This is a genomic window from Rhodococcus sp. MT28 (genome assembly GCF_058792695.1).
This window is the reverse complement of record NZ_JBXAFD010000001.1, coordinates 1564371-1584929: the sequence shown is the minus strand read 5'-3', so window position 1 is coordinate 1584929 and position 20559 is coordinate 1564371. Positions and strand designations below refer to the sequence as shown.

The window sequence follows — 20559 nt, the reverse complement described above, 5'->3', positions numbered from 1 at the left end:
CATGAGTGTCAACGACATTCGAATGTTCGGGCCAGGGCAGGGGACGCGGTTCATCCCGGAGTGGGGTGACGACGCGAGCCCGAACTGGTCGGAATCCGAATGGAGGTCGTTCGGAGATCCGAACGGGGAATACTTCGGCGGTGGTTGGGAAGGCGAGCCCGGCACGCTCTTGTGCGACCCGTATCCGTACGACGAGGTCTGCATCATGATCAGCGGCCGGGTGGCGCTGATCGACCTCGATGGAAACCGTCGCGAATTCTCCGCTGGGGAAGCATTTTTCGTGCCGCAGTCGTTTCGCGGTACCTGGGAGACGGTTGAGCCGTCGAAGAAGTTCTTCGTCGCGCTCCCCGGATCGCGCTCATGACGGTGGAAACTTCGATGACTGTCGCAGCGTTTGGTCACGTGATCAACGGAACGTGCGAGAGCCCGGCAGGTAGACTTTCCGTGCTGGTCGATCCGGTGACCGACAATGTATACGCCCGTGCTGCCGTCGGTTCCGCCGATGACGTCGACCGAGCCTGCCGTTCGTCCGAGAAGGCTGCGCGGTCCTGGCGCCGGTCCACCCCTGCGCGCCGTCAGGAGTTGCTGCTGGCCCTCGCGGACGCGCTGGAAGCAAACGCGAAATATTTCCTCGAGGTCGAATGCCGCAGTACCGGCAAGCCTCTCAGGCAGGTGCGAGACGACGAGATCCCGCAGTGTGTTGACTTTCTGCGGTACTTCGCGGGTATTGCCCGCTCTCTGCCGGGCGTTGCCGCAATGGAGTACACGGAGGGTGCTACGTCTTATGTCAGACGTGAACCCATTGGCGTGATCGGTGCGATCGCTCCTTGGAACTACCCGTTGATGATGGCGGTCTGGAAGATCGCGCCGGCACTCGCGACGGGAAACACCCTCGTGCTCAAGCCGGCCGAGGAGACGCCGGAAACCGCGGTGATGCTGGGAGTGCTTGCAGCGCAGATCTATCCGCCCGGGGTGTTGAACGTAGTGTGCGGCGATCGCGATACCGGAGCCGCGCTCGTCGCTCATCCGGTTCCTCGGATGATTGCGCTGACGGGATCGACGAGAGCGGGTATTTCGGTCGCAAAGGCCGCGTCGGAAGACGTCAAGCTGTTGCATCTCGAACTCGGAGGCAAGGCACCCGCCGTTGTTTTCGCCGACGCGGACCTCGACGGCGCAGTCGCGGGGATTGTTGCCGGGGCCTTTTACAACAGCGGTCAAGATTGCACCGCTGCGACGAGGATTCTCGTTCAAGAGGAGGTTGCGGAGGAGTTCACCGAGAAGTTGACGGCTGCGGCCGCGGACTTGAGGTTGGGCGGACCGGAATCGGGCGATTGTCTCGGCCCCCTGGTCAGCCGCGCTCACCGTGATCGAGTGGCGGAGTTGGTAGAGAGACGCTCAGCAAATACGAACGTATGTATTGGCGGGGGAAAGCCAGCTGGACCAGGGTTTTTCTATCTGCCGACTGTTATTTCCGGGGTGCAGCAGGAAGATGAACTGGTCCAGGAAGAGATATTCGGGCCGGTTGTCACCGTACAGTCGTTCTCCACCGAGGCTGAAGCGATCGAACTTGCGAACGGGACCAAGTACGCTCTCGCGTCGAGCGTGTGGACGTCCGACCACGGCACCGCGATGAGGATGACGGCCGAACTGGATTTCGGCTGCGTCTGGGTGAGAGCCCACGGAATGCTCGCCGCTGAGATGCCTCACGGTGGCTTCGCCGGGTCGGGTTACGGCAAGGATCTGTCGGAGCTCGCACTGGCGGAGTACACGAGGGCCAAGCACGTCATGCATGTGACGAGCGTCTGACTCCTCGGCAATATCCAACGACGGCCACCTGCCCGCGCTGCGGGACGGTGGCCGTCGTCGTGCCTCGGTGGACCTGCAAGCTGCTGTTTGAATATGTTGCAGTGCAACATGTTTAGAGAGAATTTTCGTTGATTCGGGTCGCGAATGCCGGTAAAGTGACGTGTGCAACATTGCGCACTTCGGCGCACATTCAACCCCACTTTCAATTCTGACTCCAGGAGACTGCCATGGGTTCATCCGACACCGATCTCAAAGCGCTCGACAGCGTTATCACCGTCGCCGGTGCATTGGCGGCGATATTCGGCGGAATCGCCGGAGTTGCCGGGCTGGCCACTTTTCTCGGAACCGGCGGCGGTTCTTAGGTTTTCAGCTGACATCAGTGAGGCTCGGACCGTTCGATTCTGACGATCAGATCCGCGCGTGGCCTGACTGCGCTGATCAACTCGGCGTTCGGCTGATCTACCCGTTTCACCCACTCTGCAGCCGCTTCGGAACTCTTTCCGAAGCGGCTGTGGCGTTTCACCAAGCGCTTCGTCCGAGTTTCCTCCGGAACGTCGAGATACCAGACCTCGTCGAGTGCTGCTCGCACTTCCTGCCATCCACCACTGGGTAGGAGGAGATAGTTCCCCTCGGTGACTATCAGCGGTGTACATGGATCGACAGCCGTTGTGCTGCCTATTGATTCGTCGAACTCGCGATCGAAGACCGGAGCATAGACCGTCGAGTTCGAGGCTCGGAGTCGGCGTAGTAGAGCCGCGTAGCCGTCGACGTCGAAGGTGTCCGGTGCGCCTTTGCGTTCATGCCTGCCGAGTCGGTCGAGTTCCCGATTGGCAAGATGAAAACCGTCCATCTCGACGATGGAGCAACGAGAACCTAATTTCCGCACAATTGCCTGTGACACCGTCGACTTTCCGGCTCCCGGTGCGCCCGTGATGCCGAGGATTCTCCGACCGTCGTCGGTGATCAGGGAAGCAGCGCGTGAAGCAAGTTGGTCGAGCGTCAGCGAGACGGTCGGCGGTGAGGTCGTCACGTGTTGCTCCGATCAGTCCGAAGGGCCGGTGCATCGAGAGTACGCCGGAGGCTTTCGGCCATTGACAGTCTGAATGGACTGTGAAACTGTGATCCATGCCACTCGAGAAGTTGGAGGTGAGACCGTGACCCTGCGCGATGCGCAGCGCGAAGCGACGCGCCACCGGATTCTCGATGCGGCAACGGATTTACTGATAGCGGACGGTTATTCATCTCTGACGGCGCAGTCGGTGCAAACCGCTGCCGGAGTCAGTCGGGGCGCTCTGCTGCACCACTTTCCGAACATGCAGGAGCTCACTGCGGCGTTGGTTTCGAACATCGTCGTACGGAACGAGGTGGCGGTAAGAGCTGCCATGTCTCGGCAGGATTCGTCGGTTGACACGATCGAGAACTCGATCTCCGCTCTGTATTCGGCGTTGACTCAGCCGCCATTTCAAGCGGAACTCGAACTGTGGTCCGCAGCGCGGACGGATCCGGTGTTGGCCGAGGTGCTCCGGGAATCGGAGCGAATCGCCGGACGGGATCTGCGGCGAGTTGTCCACGACGCTTTCGGTCCCGAAATTGTTGCTTCCGAGAACTATTCGCAGATTGCAGATCTGACGGTGCTGATGCTCCGTGGTTTGGCGCTGTCCCGGGCAGTGCAGAAGAGCGACGCGTCTGCGCGTCGTTCGATCAGTCAATGGGCAGGCGTCGTTCGCCTGCTCCTCACCCAGAACTAGCGCAACTCGTTCCGAGCGAGGCGCGCTCTGTCGACAGGACCGATGATGACGGATTTTGCGACCCTGAAGTACGAGACGTCCGGTGGTAAAGCGTATATCACGCTCAACCGTCCCGATCGGCTCAACGCGATCGACGACCGGATGCCGTCGGACATTCGAAACGCGGTGGCAGCAGCCAATGACGACGACGAGGTCCGTGTGATCGTCTTGCAAGGTGCGGGCAAGGCGTTTTGTGCCGGGTACGACCTCAAGAAGTTTGCCGAAGGCGACCTTGACGGAAAGTGGAACCAGGGCCCGGTCTGGGACCCCATCAAGGACTTTCGCGGGATGAAGCAGAACACCGACGACTTCTTTACGCTCTGGCGATCGCTCAAGCCGACGATCTGCAAGGTTCAGGGATATGCGATTGCCGGTGGGAGTGACATCGCGCTGTCCTGCGACATGCTGATCATGGCCGACGACGCTCGCATCGGATACCCGCCTGCGCGTGTGTGGGGTTGCCCGACGACGGCGATGTGGGTGTACCGGCTCGGAGCCCAGCGTGCCAAGCGAATGCTGTTGACGGGAGACACCATTGACGGTGTCACTGCGGCTGACTGGGGATTGGCGCTCGAAGCGGTGCCGGCCGACGAATTGGACTCGGCGGTGGAAGCGTTGGCGGATCGCATCGCCGGTGTTCCGCTCAATCAGTTGGCCATGCAGAAGATGATGATCAACCAGGCGTACGACAACATGGGATTGCAAGGCACCCAGGTACTGGCAACCCTGTTCGACGGAATTACGCGTCACTCCCCGGAGGGGCGCTGGTTCAAGGATTTTGCCGAGCGCGACGGATTCCATGCCGCGGTTCAGTACCGCGATTCCGGACGCAAGATTCCAGACGGAGGCGGGCCGCTCCCCGCGTCCGACACCCCTCCTCGATAGAAAGTGGATGTGAGATGAGCAGTGTTCTCGAAACGTCGTACTTCCCCGCTGACGTGTCTGACCCGATAGAGGAGCAAACGGTGGGTGGGCTGCTGCGAGAGTGCGCCGCGGACTCGCCGAATCTGATTGCAATCAGAGAAGTGGTTCCGACGCAATCGCATTCGCTTTCCGGGGCGGCTGAAACCGATCGCACGTGGACCTTCGCGGAGCTTCTCGACGAAGCAGAGGGGTGTGCGCACTACCTCTTGTCTCGGTTCGACTGTGGAGATCGGATCACTGTCTGGGCTCCGAACGTTCCGGAATGGATGATTCTGCAATACGGCGCCGCGCTCGCCGGGATGGTTCTGGTGACCGCCAATCCGGCGTTGGGTGCGGAGGAACTCGCGTACGTCCTGTCGCAGTCCCAGTCTCGGGGGCTCTTCCACACCGGAAAGTTCCGCGGTGGCGATATGGCAGCGGTTGCATCCGAGGCGATTTCGATTTCGGGAGAAGAAGTTCTCGCAGTCAACTTCGAGGAGTGGGATCGCCAGGTTCGAGGTTGGGCGGGCGAGCGGGGCGCTCTGCCCGAAGTCTCGCCTGACGACAATGCGCAGATCCAGTACACGTCGGGAACCACCGGGGTTCCCAAAGGTGCTCTGTTGCATCACCGAGGATTGGTCAACAATGCCGATTTCGTGAGTCGGAGAGGCCGATTCCCTGAGCGGGGTTCGGTTGTGTCGGCCATGCCGCTGTTCCACACCGCCGGGTGCGGCATCCTGGTTCTCGGCGCCGCGCAGCGAAGAATGTCCATCGGCCTGATCCAGTACTTCGATCCGACTGCGGTTCTCGATGCGGCGGAACGCTTTCACGCTGACGTGATCAGTGGAGTGCCGACGATGCTGATCGCGATGATCAACGACGCCAGCTTCGCGAGCCGCGACTTCTCGGCCTGTTCGGTGGTCGTATCCGGCGGGTCGTCGGTCCCGCCCGAACTCGTCAGCACGGTGGAGTCGGCCTTCGGGGCGGGGTTCAGCATCGTCTACGGACAAACCGAGGCCAGCCCCGTCATCACACAGACCAGCCCGGCCGACACCCACGAAGACAAGTCGGAGACGGTCGGACTCGCGTTGCCGCAGGTCGAGGTGAAGATCTCCGACGTCGTGACCGGGGACAGCGTGCCGCTCGGCGAACAAGGCGAGATCTGCGCGCGCGGGTACCTCGTCATGACCGAGTACTTCCGTAATCCGGAGGCTTCGGCCGACACCGTGGACAAGGACGGTTGGTTGCATACCGGCGATTTGGGGACGATGGACGAACGTGGATACGTCCGGGTTACCGGCCGCCTCAAGGACATGATCATCCGCGGCGGTGAGAACATCTATCCGCGTGAGGTCGAGTCCGTGATCTTCACACATCCGAAGATTCTCGACGTGGCGGTCGTGGGTGTGCCCGACGAGGTGTGGGGTGAGCGAGTTGTCGCCGTCATCCGCTGGAAGGACGAGTCCGACCAACCGACCGCCGCTGAACTGGTCGAGTTCTGCACCGAGCGACTGGCGCGCCACAAGGCGCCCAAGGAGTGGTTCAGCGCGGAGGCGTTCCCACTGACAGGGTCGGGCAAGATCCAGAAATATCGAATTGCGAGCCTGGTCGGCGAAGGCGTGTACGGCGTCGTCAACTGATCGGTGCTCATAGCACGTCGGAGCGATTCTGTCTGGGTTATCCCCGTAAATCGCTTCGACGTGCCCTGTTTATCCTGGTGCCGTGAGTTCAACCTTCGGTGAGACCGGGCACAACGCCACCTCCAACCGCATTCGCGCCACAGCGTTTGCGTCGAAGGTGATGTCCGCGTCCGACGCCGTGAAGTTCATCAACCCGGGCGACACCGTCGCGATCAGCGGTTTCGCAAGCGCCGGTACACCCAAGGTTGTCATTCCGGCCCTGGCCGAGCGCATTCACCGGACCCGCGGCAACGGATCGAACTTCACGATCAATCTCCTGACCGGCGCTTCTGTGTCCACCGAGACCGAAAGGCTGCTCGCGGAGGTCGACGGAATCGCGCTGCGCATGCCGTATCAGTCCGAGGCCACCGCACGTCGCCGGATCAACGACGGTCGTATGGACTACGTGGACATCCATCTCTCCCACGTGGCTCAGCAGGTGTGGGAGGGCTACTACGGCAACGTAGACGTCGCGGTGGTCGAGGTCGCCGGTATCACCGAATCAGGGGAGTTGATTCCCTCCGCGTCGATTGGCAACAACAAGACCTGGCTGGACGTCGCCGACAGGGTCATCCTCGAAGTCAACTCGTGGGTGCCCGAGGCGATGGAAGGTATTCACGACGTCTATTACGGCACCGCGCTGCCGCCGCATCGCAAGCCGCTCGAGATCATTCGTGTCGAGGACCGGATCGGCCAGACCACGTTCCGAGTGGATCCCACGAAGGTTGTGGCCGTTGTCGAGACCAACTGCCGTGACAGCGCGAGCCCTCTCACTGCACCCGACGCCGTCAGTGAGGCGATCGCCGGCCACGTCCTGGAATTCTTCGACTTCGAGGTGCGCGCCGGACGGATGCCGGCCGATACGTTGCTTCCGCTGCAGGCGGGCATCGGCAATGTCGCCAACGCGGTGCTTGGAGGGCTCGATCGGGGGCCGTATCGCGGCCTGACCTGCTACTCCGAGGTCATCCAGGACGGGATGCTGAAGCTGATCAAGGACGGAACGGTCGCGCATGCGTCTTCGACGGCTTTGGCGCTCACCGAAGAGGGCATCGAAGAACTGACCGCGAACATCGACTTCTACCGCCACCACATCACTCTCCGTCCGCAGGAGATCAGCAACCACCCGGAGGTGGTGCGCAGGCTCGGAATCATCGCCATGAACGGCATGCTCGAGGCCGACATCTACGGCAACGTGAACTCGACGCACGTCATGGGGACGAAGATCATGAACGGAATCGGCGGCTCGGGGGACTTCGCCCGCAACGGCTACGTGTCCATGTTCCTGAGCCCGTCGACGGCCCGCGGCGGTGAGATCTCGGCGATCGTGCCGATGGTTCCGCACGTCGACCACACCGAGCACGACACTCAGGTGTTGGTGACCGAGCAGGGGTTGGCGGATCTGCGCGGTCTGTCGCCGCGGCGACGCGCGCGCCTGATCGTCGACAAGTGTGCTCACCCGGAGTTCCGGCCACTGCTCCACGATTACATCGCTCGCGCCGACGCTCAACCGGGTGCGGGGCAGACGCCGCACATCCTGGGCGAGGCATTCTCGTTCCATCAGCGGTACATCGACACGGGTTCGATGCGCCTTTCGTGACGCCAGGCAATGCTGCCGGCAGTGAGAGAATGCGAGGGTGAGCCGAACCGGGGTACCTGACGACGCCATACGCCGGGTTGCCGCGGCGGGGGCCGATGACGCCGGTGGCCTACCCGTCGAACTGCTGGGTGATTTCCTGGACGTGCTCAGCGACGCTGTCTGTGAAGGGAAACCGCTGCAGCGTCGCCAGCTGCACCGCTTCCGCGCTCGCGGGGAAGAAGCAGCGCAGCAGGGTGTCGCCTTGCGAGCCCTGCTCGATCTGTATCTCTCCTCGGCCTGGCGTCTGTGGCGTGAACTGCCTGCTGTTATTGCGGCACAATCGGATCCGAATGCCGTCGTCGCGGCCGGCGAAGTGATGCTGCGTGCCGTCGACGATGCCGTCGCCGAACTGGCCGAAGGGTTTCAGTTGGCCAGACGTTCTCTGGTCCGCTCGCAGGTATCGGCACGCCGCGAGTTCGTCGACGACTTGTTGACCGGCGGCGCTGACGTCGTCGGATTGTTGGATCGCGCTTCAGGATTCGGTCTCCACCTCAGTGGTCCGCATGCCGTGGCGGTAGTGACCGCCGCCCGTGAGTTCACCGACGACAACCCTTTGGTGCGCGCCGTCGAACGTGCCGTTCTGGGTAGCAAGGGTGACGCCGATGCGTTGGTCGCCAGCAAGAGCGGCAAACTGGTGGTCGTTTTCGCGGCGCCGGATCGCGATGCCGTCGACCACGTGCTGGCAGGGATTCGGTCGGCTCTCGGGCCGGGGACCGATGACGACGGGCGAGTGCAGTTGCAGCGGCGTCCTTTGGACGGCACGTGGCAGATCGCTGTCGGGCGCCCTCGAACCACCGCTTCGGGCGTGGTGGCGTCGTACCGGGAGGCGCTGGACGCACTGGACCTGGCGCAGCGCCTGTCGTTGACCGCACCGATCATCGATGCTCGTGACCTGCTGGTCTACCGGGTTCTGGTCAACGACAGACCGGCGGTCACCGACCTGATCCACACCCTTCTCACACCGCTGCTCGAGGCGCGTGGTGGCGCTGGACCGATGATCGACACGCTGCTCGCGTACTTTTCCGCCGGCGGCAATACGGCTAAGACCGCCCGAGACCTGCATTTGTCCGTCCGCGCCGTGACGTACCGGTTGGACCGCATCCGTGAACTCACCGGTCAGAACGTCAACGATCCCAACGACAGCTTCGCGCTCCACGCTGCCGTACTGGGTGCGAAGCTGCTCGACTGGCCGGCCACCGAGCTGACCTGATCAGCTTGCGCGGGCGCGTTCTTCGTAGGCAGCACGTGCCGCGGTGTCGACGTCGCCGAGAAACTGCGTCTCGACGCCGAACAGTCGGCTCAATGCCTCGTACGGCCGCCGGGGGAAGAAGCCCTGTGCCTGCACGAGCAGCCCGGACACCCGCGTAATGCGTACGCGTGGGCGCGGTTTGGTGATCAAGCCGACGACGGCTTCGGCGATTTCCTCCGGCTGAACCTCTCGGAATCCCTTCATTCCCGAAGTGCCCGAGGTGAGTTGGGTGTTGGTGAGCGTCGGCAGCACGGACGAGATGTGAACTCCGGTGCCACGAACTTCCTTGCGGACAGAATCGGTGAAGCCCAACACCGCATGCTTGGCGCCGCAGTACGTCGACAAACCGGGGCACGGGAGTTCGCCTGCAAGCGAAGCGATGTTGATGACGTGTCCACGTCCGCGCGGAAGCATCCGTCGCAATGCGAGCTTGGTTCCCGTGATCACGCCGAGGACGTCGATCTCGATGATGCGTCTGGTCACGGAGTCGTCCTCGTCGACGATCCGTCCGACAGGCATGATGCCCGCATTGTTGACCAGCACGTCGATCGGGCCGAGTTCACCTTCGACGGTGTCGAGGAAGTCGAAGAACGAGGCGGGGTCGGTGACGTCGAGGCGCCCGAACGTGCGGATGCCCAAATCCTTGGCTGCTCGCGCGAGAGTGGCTTCGTCGATGTCGCCGATCGCGACCGTCGCACCCAGGCTGATCAGCCGCTTCGCGGTGGCGTATCCGATGCCCCGGGCGCCGCCGGTGATGACCACTACCTGACCGTCGAAAGGTTTGTTCATTTACTCCAGCGTCTCCAAAGATAGGGGTTGGTTGCAGTGAGATGAATCTGCAGGGATGTGATTGTGGACCAGTCGAAACCGGGTTGCTAGGGCTTCTTGGCCGAAGTGAGACGATAGATTTGTGACTAAGTCACAATCAGGGTGACAAGTCGGGGAGGCGCCATGGACACATCGGAGTTGGACGGCTGGATTGCAAATCTCGCGCCCATCTATCTCCAGCCGGAGGTGATCGACGGTTTCGTTCAACGCATCGACGACGCCATTGCGGTGGCCAATCCTGAAGTGGCGGGTGATCGGGAGCTACGACGCGATGTGGATGCGAGCACTGCGGCGCAGCTTCGCGTCATCGTGGCCGCGATCGCGGGCGGTTCCCAGGAGGTCACGCCGCCGCCGGAGTCGGTTGCGCTTGCACTCACCGTCGCCAGGCGCGGTATGGATCTTCGAGTCCTGCTCAAGATCTACGGTGCCGGACGCCTCGCGATGCTGGGCTTCGTCGACGAGTCGATAGAAGCACTCCCGATCGGTCCGGAACTCAAGCGCGCACTTCTGGTCCGAGTGTGGGGTTCGGCGATGAGATGGCTGGAAGTGACCACCGAATTGTTGGTGGCAACGTATGCGAAGGAGCGTGAGAGCTTGGCGCGCGGCGCTTTTGCGCGTCGGTCCGAGACGGTGCACGCGATTGTCGCAGGCGAAGCACTTCACTCCGATGAGGTGTCGCAGATTCTCGACTACCCGATGCGGCGCCACCACACTGCGTTTGTTCTCTGGACGGACGACACCGATCCGGCCGCCGACGTATTGGCCCGATTGGACTCGTATGCGCGTTCCTTTGTGGACGAGTCGAACGCCGAGCGCGTGCTGACGCTGCCTTCGGGGGCGCGCGAGGTGTGGTCGTGGGTCGCGCATTTCGACGGCCATGAGTGGGCGGCGCTCGATCGTGCTCGGAATTCGGATCTTCGTGTCGCGGTGGGGGCCAGCGGTTACGGAATGGAAGGATTCGCGCGCAGTCACCGCGAGGCTCTCGCCGCGCAGCGCATCGCGGTCCGTTCGACGGGTTCGCCGGGGGTCACCGTCTACGAAGATGTTCAGGTTCCCTGTCTGCTCACCGAAGATCTGGACGAACTGCGTGCGTTGGTGGCCCGGGAATTGAAAGGACTCGCCGGCGCGGACGGTGTCACGACGCGTATCCGTGACACCGTTCGGGTCTATTACGAGAACAATTGCACTGCAGCCGCTACCGCCGTGGCGCTCGGTCTGCACAAGAACACCGTGCGGTATCGACTCGATCAGGCCGAAAAGCTGTTAGACCGCAGCGTGGACCAGCGTCGGCTGCCAACAGAGTTGGCGCTCATCGCGCTGGAGAGCTACGGAGCCGCCCTCCTGGCGAACCCGTGACTCGCTACTGCATGTCGTCGAGCCCGGGGAGCGAATAGCCGGAGCTGTCATCCCAATCGGCGGGGGTGTCGTCGAGTGAAACGTCCCAGTCTGCGTCGGGCACCGCTCGCCGGAGTTCGGTCAGAGCGTTGAACCAGTAGACGAGCGAAGGGATTACCTCGGTCGGGTCGCTCGAGATCTTTGTCGAACCGTTGAGCAGAGTGTCGGGGATATCCGACGGATAGAGGTCCAGGACCTCGTAGTCGAACGGAAATTCGTCGTTGTGGACGGCGATGAGTCGGTCGACTTCGGCCTTCTCGTCGTCGGTCAGCGGTGTGGTGCGGACGGCGGAGTAGTACAACGAGGTGCTCATGCTTGCCAGGCTAGAACAAGATGCCGTCCAGCGGCGGTTTCGGACGCAACACCCTCAGATTGCATGGTTTCGGCAACTTCAGGTGTGAAAGTCGTCGATATTTCGACCGGGATGGATAGAAGTCGGCAAGGAACACTGGAGAAGACGGCGAGACGGCCGTCCGAACCCAGTGAAGGAGCTCCCCGTGACCGCAGTCATCAGTGCCATTCGGGTAGGTGGTCAGCGATGAACGTTCCCATGTGGGCGTGGGCCGCGTTCGCCGCAGTCATCGTCGTCATGTTGCTCATCGACCTGCTCGCCCACCGCGGCGCGCACGTCATCGGCTTCAAGGAAGCGGCCTGGTGGAGTGCACTCTGGGTCGGTTTGTCTCTCGTATTCGCGGTGGTCGTCACCCTGACCTTGGGGGTGAACTCGGGCGTCGAATTCACCACGGCCTGGCTGTTGGAGAAGAGCCTCTCCGTCGACAACCTCTTCGTGTTCGCCCTGATCTTCGGTTACTTCAAGGTGCCCCGTGAATACCAGCACCGCGTGTTGTTCTTCGGTGTCATCGGCGCCCTGATCTTCCGCGGTATCTTCCTCGCCGCTGGCGTTGCCGTGGTCAGCAAGTTCACGGCCGTTCTGTTCGTCTTCGCCGCCATCCTGCTCTACAGCGCCTACAAGCTGCTCAAGGACGACGACGAGAACTTCGATCCGGGAACCTCGCTGGCGGTTCGCTTGCTGCGCAAGATCATGCCGGTCCGTGAGGAATACGCAGGAACCAAGTTCTTCGTCAAGGAAGCCGGAAAGCGCGTCGCAACACCACTGTTCGCCGTCGTCGTCGCCATCGAAGCTGCCGACCTCGTGTTCGCAGTCGACAGTGTCCCGGCAGTGCTGGCAGTGAGTGACGATCCATTCATCGTGTACTCCAGCAACGCGTTTGCGATCTTGGGTCTGCGTGCCCTGTACTTCCTGCTCTCGGGCCTGCTCGAGAAGTTCCACTACCTGTCCAAGGGTCTGTCGATCATCCTCGCCTTCATCGGCGTGAAGCTGATCATGCAGGCCAGCCACAAGGTGATCAGCACGTCGATCCCCGAGATTCCCTCACTGGTCAGCCTCGCGGTGATCATCGTGGTGTTGGCAGGCTCGATCATCCTGAGTCTCAAGAAGCCGCTACCGGAAGAGCCTGAGGCCGAAGAGGTTGCGACCGGTGATGCACCGATCGACCTCGAGAAGTCAGGTGCTGACGGCAGCATCGAGAAATCCGGCGTCCAGCTCGCAACCGGCGAGCGCGACGACGATGACGACAAGGTAGATGCTCGGCCCAGAGGCTGACGCCTGATCGGCTGAACGAATCGAAAAGGGAGACCACACAACGACGTGTGGTCTCCCTTTGTCAAATCATCACCAACTGCTTCCCCCGGTTGTGCCCCGAAAGCTGCCCGATCAAGGCCGCTGGGGCATTTTCGATGCCCTCGGTGACATCGTTGCGGTAGCGCAGTCCACCTTCGGCGATTCGAGCGGACGCCCACGCCCGGTACTCCGGGTACCGGTCGTAGTGGTCGTAGCAGACGAACCCTTCGATGCGTAGACGTTTGCGTAGTACAGGGCGTAGGGGAGGCCCGACTTCGCTTTCATCCTGGTTGTATTCGCTGATCATTCCGCACACGACGACCCTTCCGAAATCGGCCATGCGATCGAAAACCGCTCGCGTGATCGAGCCTCCGACGTTGTCGAAATAGACGTCGACGCCCTTCGGACACAATTCGTCCAACTGCTCGCCGATGTTCGCCGTCTTCCTATCTATGCAGGCGTCGAACCCCAATTCCTCCACAACGTATTCGGTCTTCTCACCCCCGGCGATTCCGATCACCCGGGCGCCCGCCAGCTTCGCGATTTGGCCTGCAACCATGCCGACTGCTCCGCCGGCCGCCGAAACCACGACTGTGTCTCGCTCTCGGACGTCGGCGACCAACCGCATTCCGCAGTGTGCGACAAATCCTGGCTGTCCTAGAATTCCGAGTTCATCTCCTAAGGAAGCTCGATTCTCCCTCGGTATGCGGTCCAGGGCAGCGCCTTTGATTGTGTGATAAATCTGCCAGTGCGTTCCGCCTCGAACCAAATCACCTGCCGCAAAGTCAGGATGCCGCGAAGAAATCACTTCGCCGACTGCGATGCCGTCCAAACCGGAGTGCGCAGGCACTACTCCAGCCAAGACGACGTCGCCGATACCGGCAACAGCTCCCAACGGCCCGGGGGCAGAGCTGGTGGACGGTAGGCGTCTTCGTATCGCCGGATCGATCGAAAGATAGTGGGCGCGGAACAGAACTTCGCCGTCCGCGGGCGGCCGGATCGGAACCTCGTCGATCCGAAAATCTTCTACGACAGGCAAGCCGCGGGGAGCTCGAACGACTCGCACAGCGCGGTTCACATATTCGGTCATGCGCAATTTCCAATCTGCTTCGACACCGGTTCGCATCACTTCTCGGGACGATTGCCCGGAATTGATCTCGCCGCCTTACTGATTCACGGCGAAGACGTCTGGGAATTCTGTCCTCGAGCAGCAAGGAGCGCACCTTCCCGCCCGCTCAGTGAGAATGTGGCAACCCGACGTCCGGAGCGCGACTTCATTTCCCATACAGCGGGCGGTTTGTTGGTTGCCTCGTAGTCCGACTGTGAAGCTCTGCGCAGTTCAGTTCAGCGCAGCGCTGACGCTCGTCACCAGTGGTATTCGGCTGTGGATTCTTACGAGGGCGTCAATGATCTGCCAGATCTTGTGTGAGTGATTTTGTCGAGGACGAGAGGTTGACTATGACTTCGCCGGTGGGTTCGGAGCGTGCGGTTCATGACACAACGGATTGGCTCAGAACGGGATTGGTCGATCCAACGGAGCCAGGCTTCCTGTCCGATCCGTACGCGCGGTACGCGATTGCGCGAGAAGTTGCTCCGGTACAACAGCATTCGAATGGCGTATACATGCTTTTCGCCTACGACGACGTGAAACGCGCACTGGCGGACAAGTCGCTGAGTTCGTCGGAACAGTATGCACTCGAGGCGCCGCGCAATATGCGGATCAAGGCGGCCGGTGGCAGCGACGCCTACTTGTTGCGCCCATCGTTGTCGAAGCTGGATCCGCCGGACCATCTGGCATTGCGCAAGCTACTGGCGCGCCCGTTCACGCCCAGGGCAATCAAGCGTTACGACGCGCGGGCGAAGGAAATCGTCGACGAGTTGCTTGCCGATCATGGACGGGGCTCCGAGATCGAGCTGGTGACGGAAGTTGCTCATCCGCTACCGATTCGCCTTGTCTGCGAAATTTTCGGTATCCCCGTACCTGCCGACACCGATACGATGTTCGAGTGGACCCGTAAGGGACTCAACCTACTCGATCCGTTTCTGACTGCCGAGCAGACCAGCGACTACATTTCCGCTCAGCGTGATTTCTCGGCACACCTTCAGGACGTTATCGCTTGGAAGCGCAACAATCTTGGCGACGACATCCTGTCGGACTTCATCTCCGCCGGCGACGAAGGCGAGATAATCGGGCCGGATCAAGTTGCCGCTACCGTGCAGACTTTGGTCATCGCCGGACTGGACACCACAGTCAATCAGGTCGGTCTCACCATGAATGCACTTATGGGCCATCGTGATCAGTGGGAACGACTCGTCGACGACAGGGCACTGCTCGATCACGCGGTAGAAGAAGTCCTGCGCTATGAGCCGACGGCGCAGTTGATGATTCGCATTGCTCCCGAGGATTACGCGGTGAGAGATGCGGTGATTCCGGCCGGAAATCACATTGTGACGTGGCTGGCGTCGGCAAACCGCGATGAAACTCGATTCGGTCCGAACGCGGACAGATTGGACTGGTCGAGGTCAAATGTCCGGGACCACATCACGTTCGGTCACGGTGCGCACGCTTGCCTCGGTGCGTGGTTGGCCCGGCTGGAGATCAAGACCATCCTGAATGCGTTGATCGACAAAGCGCCGAAGACCGAGCTCGTCGACGGTGGAGTGACGTGGGGTGGCACGGCCTTTATCCGCGGTGTCTCCGAACTGCGATTGAACCTTTTCTGATTGCACGAATTCGTGAACAGACCACTCGGTGGGCAAGTCGGTGTCAGATGGTCGACGTCTTGTTAGTCTGGGCCGGTGCCTGATCCCGCAACTGCGTGTTACCCGGCATTGCCCGCGACAAGTTGGGCAGTGCTGGGAATGCTCACATTCGGAGAAGAACTAAGTGGCAGCGATCTGAAAAGCTGGGCCGACTGGAGCATCGGGTTCTATTACTGGAGCCCGTCGGTGAGCCAGGTCTATACCGAGCTCAAAAAGCTGGAAACGCTGGGATTCGTCAGTTCGCGGGAGGTTTCGGAATCGGGTGGGCGTCGTCGACGAGTGTTCACGATAACCGAATCCGGTATCGAGGCTCTCAGATCATGGTCACGCCGATCGGAGATCGAAACCCCCGTTCTCAAACATGGAGTGATGTTGAGACTGTGGGTCGGCCACCTCAACGACCCCGATCAGCTCAAGTCGATAGTGCTCGATCACATCGACAACCTCGAGGCAAAGAAGCTCAAGGCAATCGAACACGCCGATAACTCGGAGAATGAACCCGCCTGGGCATTTACCGAGATGAGTCTGCGATGGATAGGCCGCCATTTTCAGATGGAGATCGACCTCGCCGCTCAGTTGCTCGATGACATCGATGAGGCCGCCGCTCGATTCGCGCAAGGCGACGCCAACTCTCTCGGCTTGCCGCAGCCCGTCAATGCCGGTAGTTGGAAGTTGATCTGAGCGTGCGGAGGTACAACTCTCCAGATTCTGCCCCACGCCAATAGAATTGTGCTGTCGAGGTTTTCGTGCCCAGTCTTCGTGCCCAGTCTTCGTGCCTAGTCTTCGTGCCTACTGAGCTCGCATGCTTTCGGTGGTCCGGACGCCCGCATTTCGCCACAGGGAAGCGGCTGTTTCCCGAAGAAGCCCGGTGAGAGGCGAGTTCCGCTCGTCGAGCGGCATTTGTCGGAGCGGTCCGCAGATCGACAGCGCGGAGGTCGCGACGCCGATCGGGCCGATCGGAGTGGCGATCGTGCCGAATCCGTCGATCGGCGTGTCACGGCCGTATCCCACGCCGGTTTTTCGGACCTCGTCGGCCGCCTCTCCTCGCTCGTTGTTGAAGGTGTGGAGGACCCTGCCGACGAGAGTTCCGTCTGCGCGCGTGCTGAAACCGATCCGATTCGGAATCATGCTGGCGAAACGACCTGCCATGTGGGCGCGGCACACGACATTTGAGCCGTCGAGAATCGTCATCTCGACGATCAGTCCGGTACGCCGGTGCAATTCGTACAGGTGCGGATGCGCAGCTGAGTGAAGTCTGTCCTGGTACACGGCCAACGAGCCGAGTTCCACGAGCCGCAGCCCGAGCGTGTAATCGCGGCCGCTGCGGTGCAGCCACCGAAGTTGGACCAGATGGTCGAGTATGCGGTGGGCTGAAGACCTTGGAAGCCCGGTTCGTCGGACAATCTCGGCGAGGGTGAGACGATCTCGACCGCCGAACGCATCCAGTAGCAGAGAGACTCGGTCGAGGAAGGCGTTCGGCGTTGCGGGATCGACTTCGAGCTGGAGCGACATGTGTTCCCTCTGCTATCCCGTAGTCAAGTTGGACAACTGCCCTGGACAAGGCTATTTCGATTAGGAATGATGACATGTTTTTTCTGCTTTGTGAAGAAGGCCACCCTGTGGATCGGACGCCTCCGGTGCTCGTCGGCGGAAACGGACCACTGATCGGGAGAGCGGGTTCCTTGCTTGGTGGTGGGCGATCTACGTTGACGTGATCACACGCCAAGTGGACAAACGCGGATGCCGGCGCAGACGTAGCGCCACCCGCCGGGCTGAGAGACCAGGAGACGATATGACGATTCAAGCGGAAGTCACCACGATGCTTGCAACCCTCAACGCTGGATTCCCGGATGTCACCAGTGTCCCGCCGTCGGAGCTACGAACTCTGATTCGGAACCGACGTGCGCCGCTGACGGGTCTTCCCGACATGCTTTCAGTCGAGAATCACGTAATCGACGGTCCCGGTGGAGATCTGGCAATTCGCGTCTTTCGTCCGCATGGAACCTCGAACGACGTTCCTCTCGTGGTCTTCGCTCACGGGGGCGGTTTCGTGTTCTGCGATCTGGACAGTCACGACGAATTCTGTCGATCGATGGCGCAGGGAGTCGGCGCAGTAGTGGTTGCCGTCGACTATCGGTTGGCGCCGGAGCATCCGGCACCGGCAGCCCACGACGACGTCTACGCCGCGGTGGCGTGGGCCAGCGAGCATGCTGCCGAATACGGTTCCGACGCAGGTAAAATCGCACTTGTGGGCGACAGTGCGGGAGGGAACCTCGCGGCGACTGTGGCTATTGCCGCTCGGGATCGGGGTGGTCCGGAAATTGCCCTTCAGGTTCTCATCTACCCCGTGATCGACGACGACTTCGAAACCGAGTCGTATCGGCTCTACGGCACGGGTCACTACAACACCACCGCAGCGATGGAATGGTACTGGCAGCAGTACGCGCCTGAAGGTCGCGACGACGCCCGTGTGATTCCTACGCGTGCGGAGACGCTCGCCGGTCTTCCGTCTGCTGTCGTCGTGACAGCCGAACTCGATCCGCCGTGTTCGTCAGGTGACGCGTATGCGCAGATGCTCGCGACGGCTGGCGTTTCGGTGCGCCATCATCGCTTCGAAGGATTGTTCCACGGCTTCCTCACTATCCCGTCTTTGTCACTGACCGAGCCTGCGCGACAGAAGCTTTGGGCGATGACGCGCGAGGCGCTCGGTAGCGAGTAGGCAGATCACTTCACTGTCAGGAGTCTCTCGGTGAGATTGCCGAACGTGTGACAGATTCTGTCGTGGACCACGGCCTCGGGACATTCGGGGTCGAACCACCGGTCCACCACTGCCCAGTGAATCGGATGATCGAGGTACTGGGTCTGCAGTGAGCCGAGGTCGGTGAACTCCTGCTCCCAGACATGAGTCCATGGTGTGTGCCCGATCGCTGCGTCGACTCGGCTGAGACGCCAGGCGCAGATCGACGAGATATGGGTAGGCATCCTGAGCAGATCCCGTTCGAATTCCTCGAGTACGTCCTGGGGTGTGCTGGGGGATACCCGGATGAACAGCGCTCGGTACACCTGACCGGCGGCTTCGGCGCCGGAACGTCCCGTGGTCCCGGACGAGTACTCGGCACCGTGGAAGTGGTCGACGGCGGCGCAGCGCAGGCTGTCGTCGACCGCATCTCGGGCTGTCTGCCAAGCCATCTCGTCTTCGAACTGAAGATGGACGATCAGATCTCCGCCGTTGATGACGCCGGGAAGTGTCGTACAGACGAGACGACGCAGCGCGTTCGACGATTCGGCAACTGCGGCAATGTTCTTCACTGCAGCGGTCCACTCGTCGGCGCCCGCCCCGTTGGCGGCGTGCACGACTCTTGTCACGTTATACATTGCTCAGTCCTTCGATGTCCTTTGCTGCGGCGGCCATGGAGCGACTCCGTTCGATTATGAGCGGAGCCATTGCATCCCACCACTGCCTGAGGGTGGAGTCTCTGCGGCCCTGGCGCGTCATCGACCACCAGCCGGCCGTGCCGTCGACCGTCCAGGTGACGGTCAAGGTGTTCGGGTCTTGATCGCACCACAACGGAGGGCTGACGAGTACGTCGGCGAGTGTCATGCCGCGACGCTGTGCAGTCGGCAAATACTGGTCGAGTAGCGCGTCGACGAACTGTCGACCGCATCCCGGTTTCGTGACTATCCGATCGATCACGTAGAGCGTTTCATCTGCCATTGGTGAAGATTACTTTCCCCTAACCCGTTGTGATGCTTTCGATCTCACACAGCGGGAGATAGCGGATTTGGTCATGTGCCCGGCATTTCGACACCTCCCGTCAGGCGGGAATCGTTGCTGTGCAACAGAATCGGATGATGCAACATGGCGGACAACGATTGCGTGAAATGCAGTCGAACTCAGGTCGAACACATACGTCATGTGTTCGATGTCGTGAAGTGGAAGAGCCTTGGAGGAGCAGTTGAATCACTCGCTGGTAGGGAAGACCGCGCTGGTGACCGGGAGCAGTCGAGGCATCGGCAGGGCGATCGCCAGGCGACTGGCGGCAGAGGGGGCAACCGTGGTCGTCACCGCACGGTCGACTCGGCCTACGGCGGCAGTCCGTGCCGACAGTAATGTCGTCATCGGCGGTACGTTGTCCGAGACCGTCGAGATGATCGAGTCGCAACACGGTCGTGCACTTGCCATTCCGGCCGATCTCGAGGATTCCGAGGCTCGCGACGGATTGATCGAGAAGGTCGTCTCGCGGACCGGAGGTATCGACATCCTCGTGAACAATGCCGGGTTTGCCGACTACGCGCCGATCGAGAAGATGTCGCTGGCGACGTTCGATCGGACCCTCGACCACTACATTCGCGCGCCGTTCGCCCTGTCGAAGGCAGCCATCCCCTACATGCGAGAGCGCGGCGCAGGCTGGATCGTGAACATCGGTTCCTCGACGGGACTGAATCCGATCAGGCCCTTCCGCGACTACAACAAGACGTCGGGTGACGTGATTTACGCGTCGATGAAGGCAGCACTGCACAGGTTCACACAGGGCCTCGCCGCGGAGGTGCTGGACGACAATATCGCGGTCAACTCGGTGGGGCCTTCCACTGCGATCTCGACTCCCGGCGCCGACGCACTCATTCCGGATGGATACGAAACCGAGCCCGTCGAGTATCTTGCCGAGACGGTACTGGCCATGTGTTCTCTTCCCGCGGCCGAGCGGACCGGCCTTGTAGCGTTCAGTCTTCATTTTCCCTGGTATCAGGATCTGGTCGTGAAGGCGCTCGACGGGCAAGGGCTGATGCCCAGACGTGAGCCACCGACGTGGTGCAATCCCAACATTCTGCCCGAAGGAATCTGAAGTCTTTGTCGAGCAATAGTTTCGGCG

At 61.3% G+C, this 20559-nt stretch carries 21 protein-coding genes; 14 read left to right on the top strand and 7 right to left on the bottom strand.

Annotated features, from left to right (window positions below):
• The first annotated feature begins 1 nt into the window (after window position 1).
• The 3 genes from AC1Q6C_RS07645 to AC1Q6C_RS07635 all read left to right on the top strand — a co-directional run bounded on the left by AC1Q6C_RS07645 (window position 2) and on the right by AC1Q6C_RS07635 (window position 2168).
• Window positions 2-364: a cupin domain-containing protein gene (locus tag AC1Q6C_RS07645; RefSeq protein ID WP_007730501.1), complete on the top strand. Its 363-nt coding sequence runs from the start codon at window positions 2-4 to the stop codon at window positions 362-364.
• Window positions 361-1806, top strand: a complete 1446-nt coding sequence (locus tag AC1Q6C_RS07640) for an aminobutyraldehyde dehydrogenase (RefSeq protein WP_492666480.1) — start codon at window positions 361-363, stop codon at window positions 1804-1806. The genes AC1Q6C_RS07645 and AC1Q6C_RS07640 overlap by 4 nt, the downstream gene beginning before the upstream one ends.
• Window positions 1807-2033: 227 nt before the next feature.
• Window positions 2034-2168 (top strand): hypothetical protein, encoded by a 135-nt coding sequence (locus tag AC1Q6C_RS07635; protein ID WP_003942853.1) that lies wholly within the window; start codon window positions 2034-2036, stop codon window positions 2166-2168.
• Between the two features lie 14 nt (window positions 2169-2182).
• Here AC1Q6C_RS07635 and AC1Q6C_RS07630 read toward each other — a convergent pair whose 3' ends face one another.
• Window positions 2183-2836 (bottom strand): nucleoside/nucleotide kinase family protein, encoded by a 654-nt coding sequence (locus AC1Q6C_RS07630; RefSeq protein WP_007730507.1) that lies wholly within the window; start codon window positions 2834-2836, stop codon window positions 2183-2185.
• Between the two features lie 124 nt (window positions 2837-2960).
• On the opposite strand from AC1Q6C_RS07630, the gene AC1Q6C_RS07625 reads away from it, so the two are divergent.
• From AC1Q6C_RS07625 to AC1Q6C_RS07605, 5 genes are all read left to right on the top strand, one after another.
• A complete protein-coding gene (locus AC1Q6C_RS07625; protein ID WP_007730510.1) occupies window positions 2961-3554 on the top strand; it encodes a TetR/AcrR family transcriptional regulator in 594 nt (197 codons plus the stop codon).
• Window positions 3555-3599: 45 nt separating this feature from the next.
• Window positions 3600-4478, top strand: coding sequence for a crotonase/enoyl-CoA hydratase family protein (locus AC1Q6C_RS07620; RefSeq protein ID WP_223304467.1), 879 nt, complete (start codon window positions 3600-3602; stop codon window positions 4476-4478).
• 14 nt (window positions 4479-4492) lie between these two features.
• Window positions 4493-6136, top strand: a complete 1644-nt coding sequence (locus AC1Q6C_RS07615) for an AMP-binding protein (protein ID WP_007730513.1) — start codon at window positions 4493-4495, stop codon at window positions 6134-6136.
• Window positions 6137-6218: 82 nt separating this feature from the next.
• Window positions 6219-7772, top strand: coding sequence for a succinyl-CoA:acetate CoA-transferase ScpC (gene scpC / locus AC1Q6C_RS07610; RefSeq protein WP_007730514.1), 1554 nt, complete (start codon window positions 6219-6221; stop codon window positions 7770-7772).
• 37 nt (window positions 7773-7809) lie between these two features.
• Window positions 7810-9021 (top strand): PucR family transcriptional regulator, encoded by a 1212-nt coding sequence (locus AC1Q6C_RS07605; RefSeq protein WP_007730515.1) that lies wholly within the window; start codon window positions 7810-7812, stop codon window positions 9019-9021.
• Here the strand turns inward: AC1Q6C_RS07605 and AC1Q6C_RS07600 are convergent, their stop codons facing one another.
• Complete coding sequence (locus tag AC1Q6C_RS07600; RefSeq protein WP_003942902.1) at window positions 9022-9849, bottom strand: SDR family oxidoreductase; 828 nt, start codon at window positions 9847-9849, stop codon at window positions 9022-9024.
• Window positions 9850-10011: 162 nt separating this feature from the next.
• On the opposite strand from AC1Q6C_RS07600, the gene AC1Q6C_RS07595 reads away from it, so the two are divergent.
• Entirely contained in the window at window positions 10012-11244 is a 1233-nt protein-coding gene (locus tag AC1Q6C_RS07595) for a PucR family transcriptional regulator (RefSeq protein ID WP_492666479.1), read from the top strand.
• Between the two features lie 4 nt (window positions 11245-11248).
• On the opposite strand, the gene AC1Q6C_RS07590 is transcribed toward AC1Q6C_RS07595, so the two are convergent.
• The gene (locus AC1Q6C_RS07590; RefSeq protein ID WP_030536118.1) at window positions 11249-11596 is read right to left on the bottom strand and encodes a hypothetical protein; all 348 of its coding nucleotides are present in this window, start codon (window positions 11594-11596) and stop codon (window positions 11249-11251) included.
• 225 nt (window positions 11597-11821) lie between these two features.
• Here AC1Q6C_RS07590 and AC1Q6C_RS07585 point away from each other — a divergent pair, with 225 nt between their 5' ends.
• Window positions 11822-12907, top strand: coding sequence for a TerC family protein (locus AC1Q6C_RS07585; protein ID WP_003942925.1), 1086 nt, complete (start codon window positions 11822-11824; stop codon window positions 12905-12907).
• A gap of 61 nt (window positions 12908-12968) precedes the next feature.
• Here the strand turns inward: AC1Q6C_RS07585 and AC1Q6C_RS07580 are convergent, their stop codons facing one another.
• Complete coding sequence (locus AC1Q6C_RS07580; protein WP_136471995.1) at window positions 12969-14015, bottom strand: NADP-dependent oxidoreductase; 1047 nt, start codon at window positions 14013-14015, stop codon at window positions 12969-12971.
• 368 nt (window positions 14016-14383) lie between these two features.
• Here AC1Q6C_RS07580 and AC1Q6C_RS07575 point away from each other — a divergent pair, with 368 nt between their 5' ends.
• Window positions 14384-15649: a cytochrome P450 gene (locus tag AC1Q6C_RS07575; RefSeq protein WP_099697170.1), complete on the top strand. Its 1266-nt coding sequence runs from the start codon at window positions 14384-14386 to the stop codon at window positions 15647-15649.
• Window positions 15650-15787: 138 nt separating this feature from the next.
• Window positions 15788-16369 carry a PadR family transcriptional regulator gene (locus AC1Q6C_RS07570; RefSeq protein WP_065352790.1) on the top strand — a complete coding sequence of 194 codons (582 nt, stop codon included), beginning with the start codon at window positions 15788-15790 and terminating at the stop codon, window positions 16367-16369.
• A 108-nt stretch (window positions 16370-16477) separates the two neighbouring features.
• Here AC1Q6C_RS07570 and AC1Q6C_RS07565 read toward each other — a convergent pair whose 3' ends face one another.
• Window positions 16478-17200: an IclR family transcriptional regulator gene (locus AC1Q6C_RS07565; RefSeq protein ID WP_007730520.1), complete on the bottom strand. Its 723-nt coding sequence runs from the start codon at window positions 17198-17200 to the stop codon at window positions 16478-16480.
• A 280-nt stretch (window positions 17201-17480) separates the two neighbouring features.
• On the opposite strand from AC1Q6C_RS07565, the gene AC1Q6C_RS07560 reads away from it, so the two are divergent.
• On the top strand, window positions 17481-18407 hold the full coding sequence (locus AC1Q6C_RS07560; protein ID WP_007730522.1) for an alpha/beta hydrolase: 927 nt from the start codon (window positions 17481-17483) through the stop codon (window positions 18405-18407).
• Between the two features lie 5 nt (window positions 18408-18412).
• Here AC1Q6C_RS07560 and AC1Q6C_RS07555 read toward each other — a convergent pair whose 3' ends face one another.
• Together AC1Q6C_RS07555 and AC1Q6C_RS07550 are read right to left on the bottom strand one after the other, a co-directional pair.
• Window positions 18413-19063 carry a Dabb family protein gene (locus AC1Q6C_RS07555; protein ID WP_030536113.1) on the bottom strand — a complete coding sequence of 217 codons (651 nt, stop codon included), beginning with the start codon at window positions 19061-19063 and terminating at the stop codon, window positions 18413-18415.
• On the bottom strand, window positions 19056-19403 hold the full coding sequence (locus AC1Q6C_RS07550; RefSeq protein WP_073513467.1) for a hypothetical protein: 348 nt from the start codon (window positions 19401-19403) through the stop codon (window positions 19056-19058). The genes AC1Q6C_RS07555 and AC1Q6C_RS07550 overlap by 8 nt, the downstream gene beginning before the upstream one ends.
• Before the next feature lie 241 nt (window positions 19404-19644).
• Here AC1Q6C_RS07550 and AC1Q6C_RS07545 point away from each other — a divergent pair, with 241 nt between their 5' ends.
• Entirely contained in the window at window positions 19645-20532 is an 888-nt protein-coding gene (locus tag AC1Q6C_RS07545; RefSeq protein WP_042921616.1) for an SDR family NAD(P)-dependent oxidoreductase, read from the top strand.
• The last annotated feature ends 27 nt before the right edge of the window (window positions 20533-20559 follow it).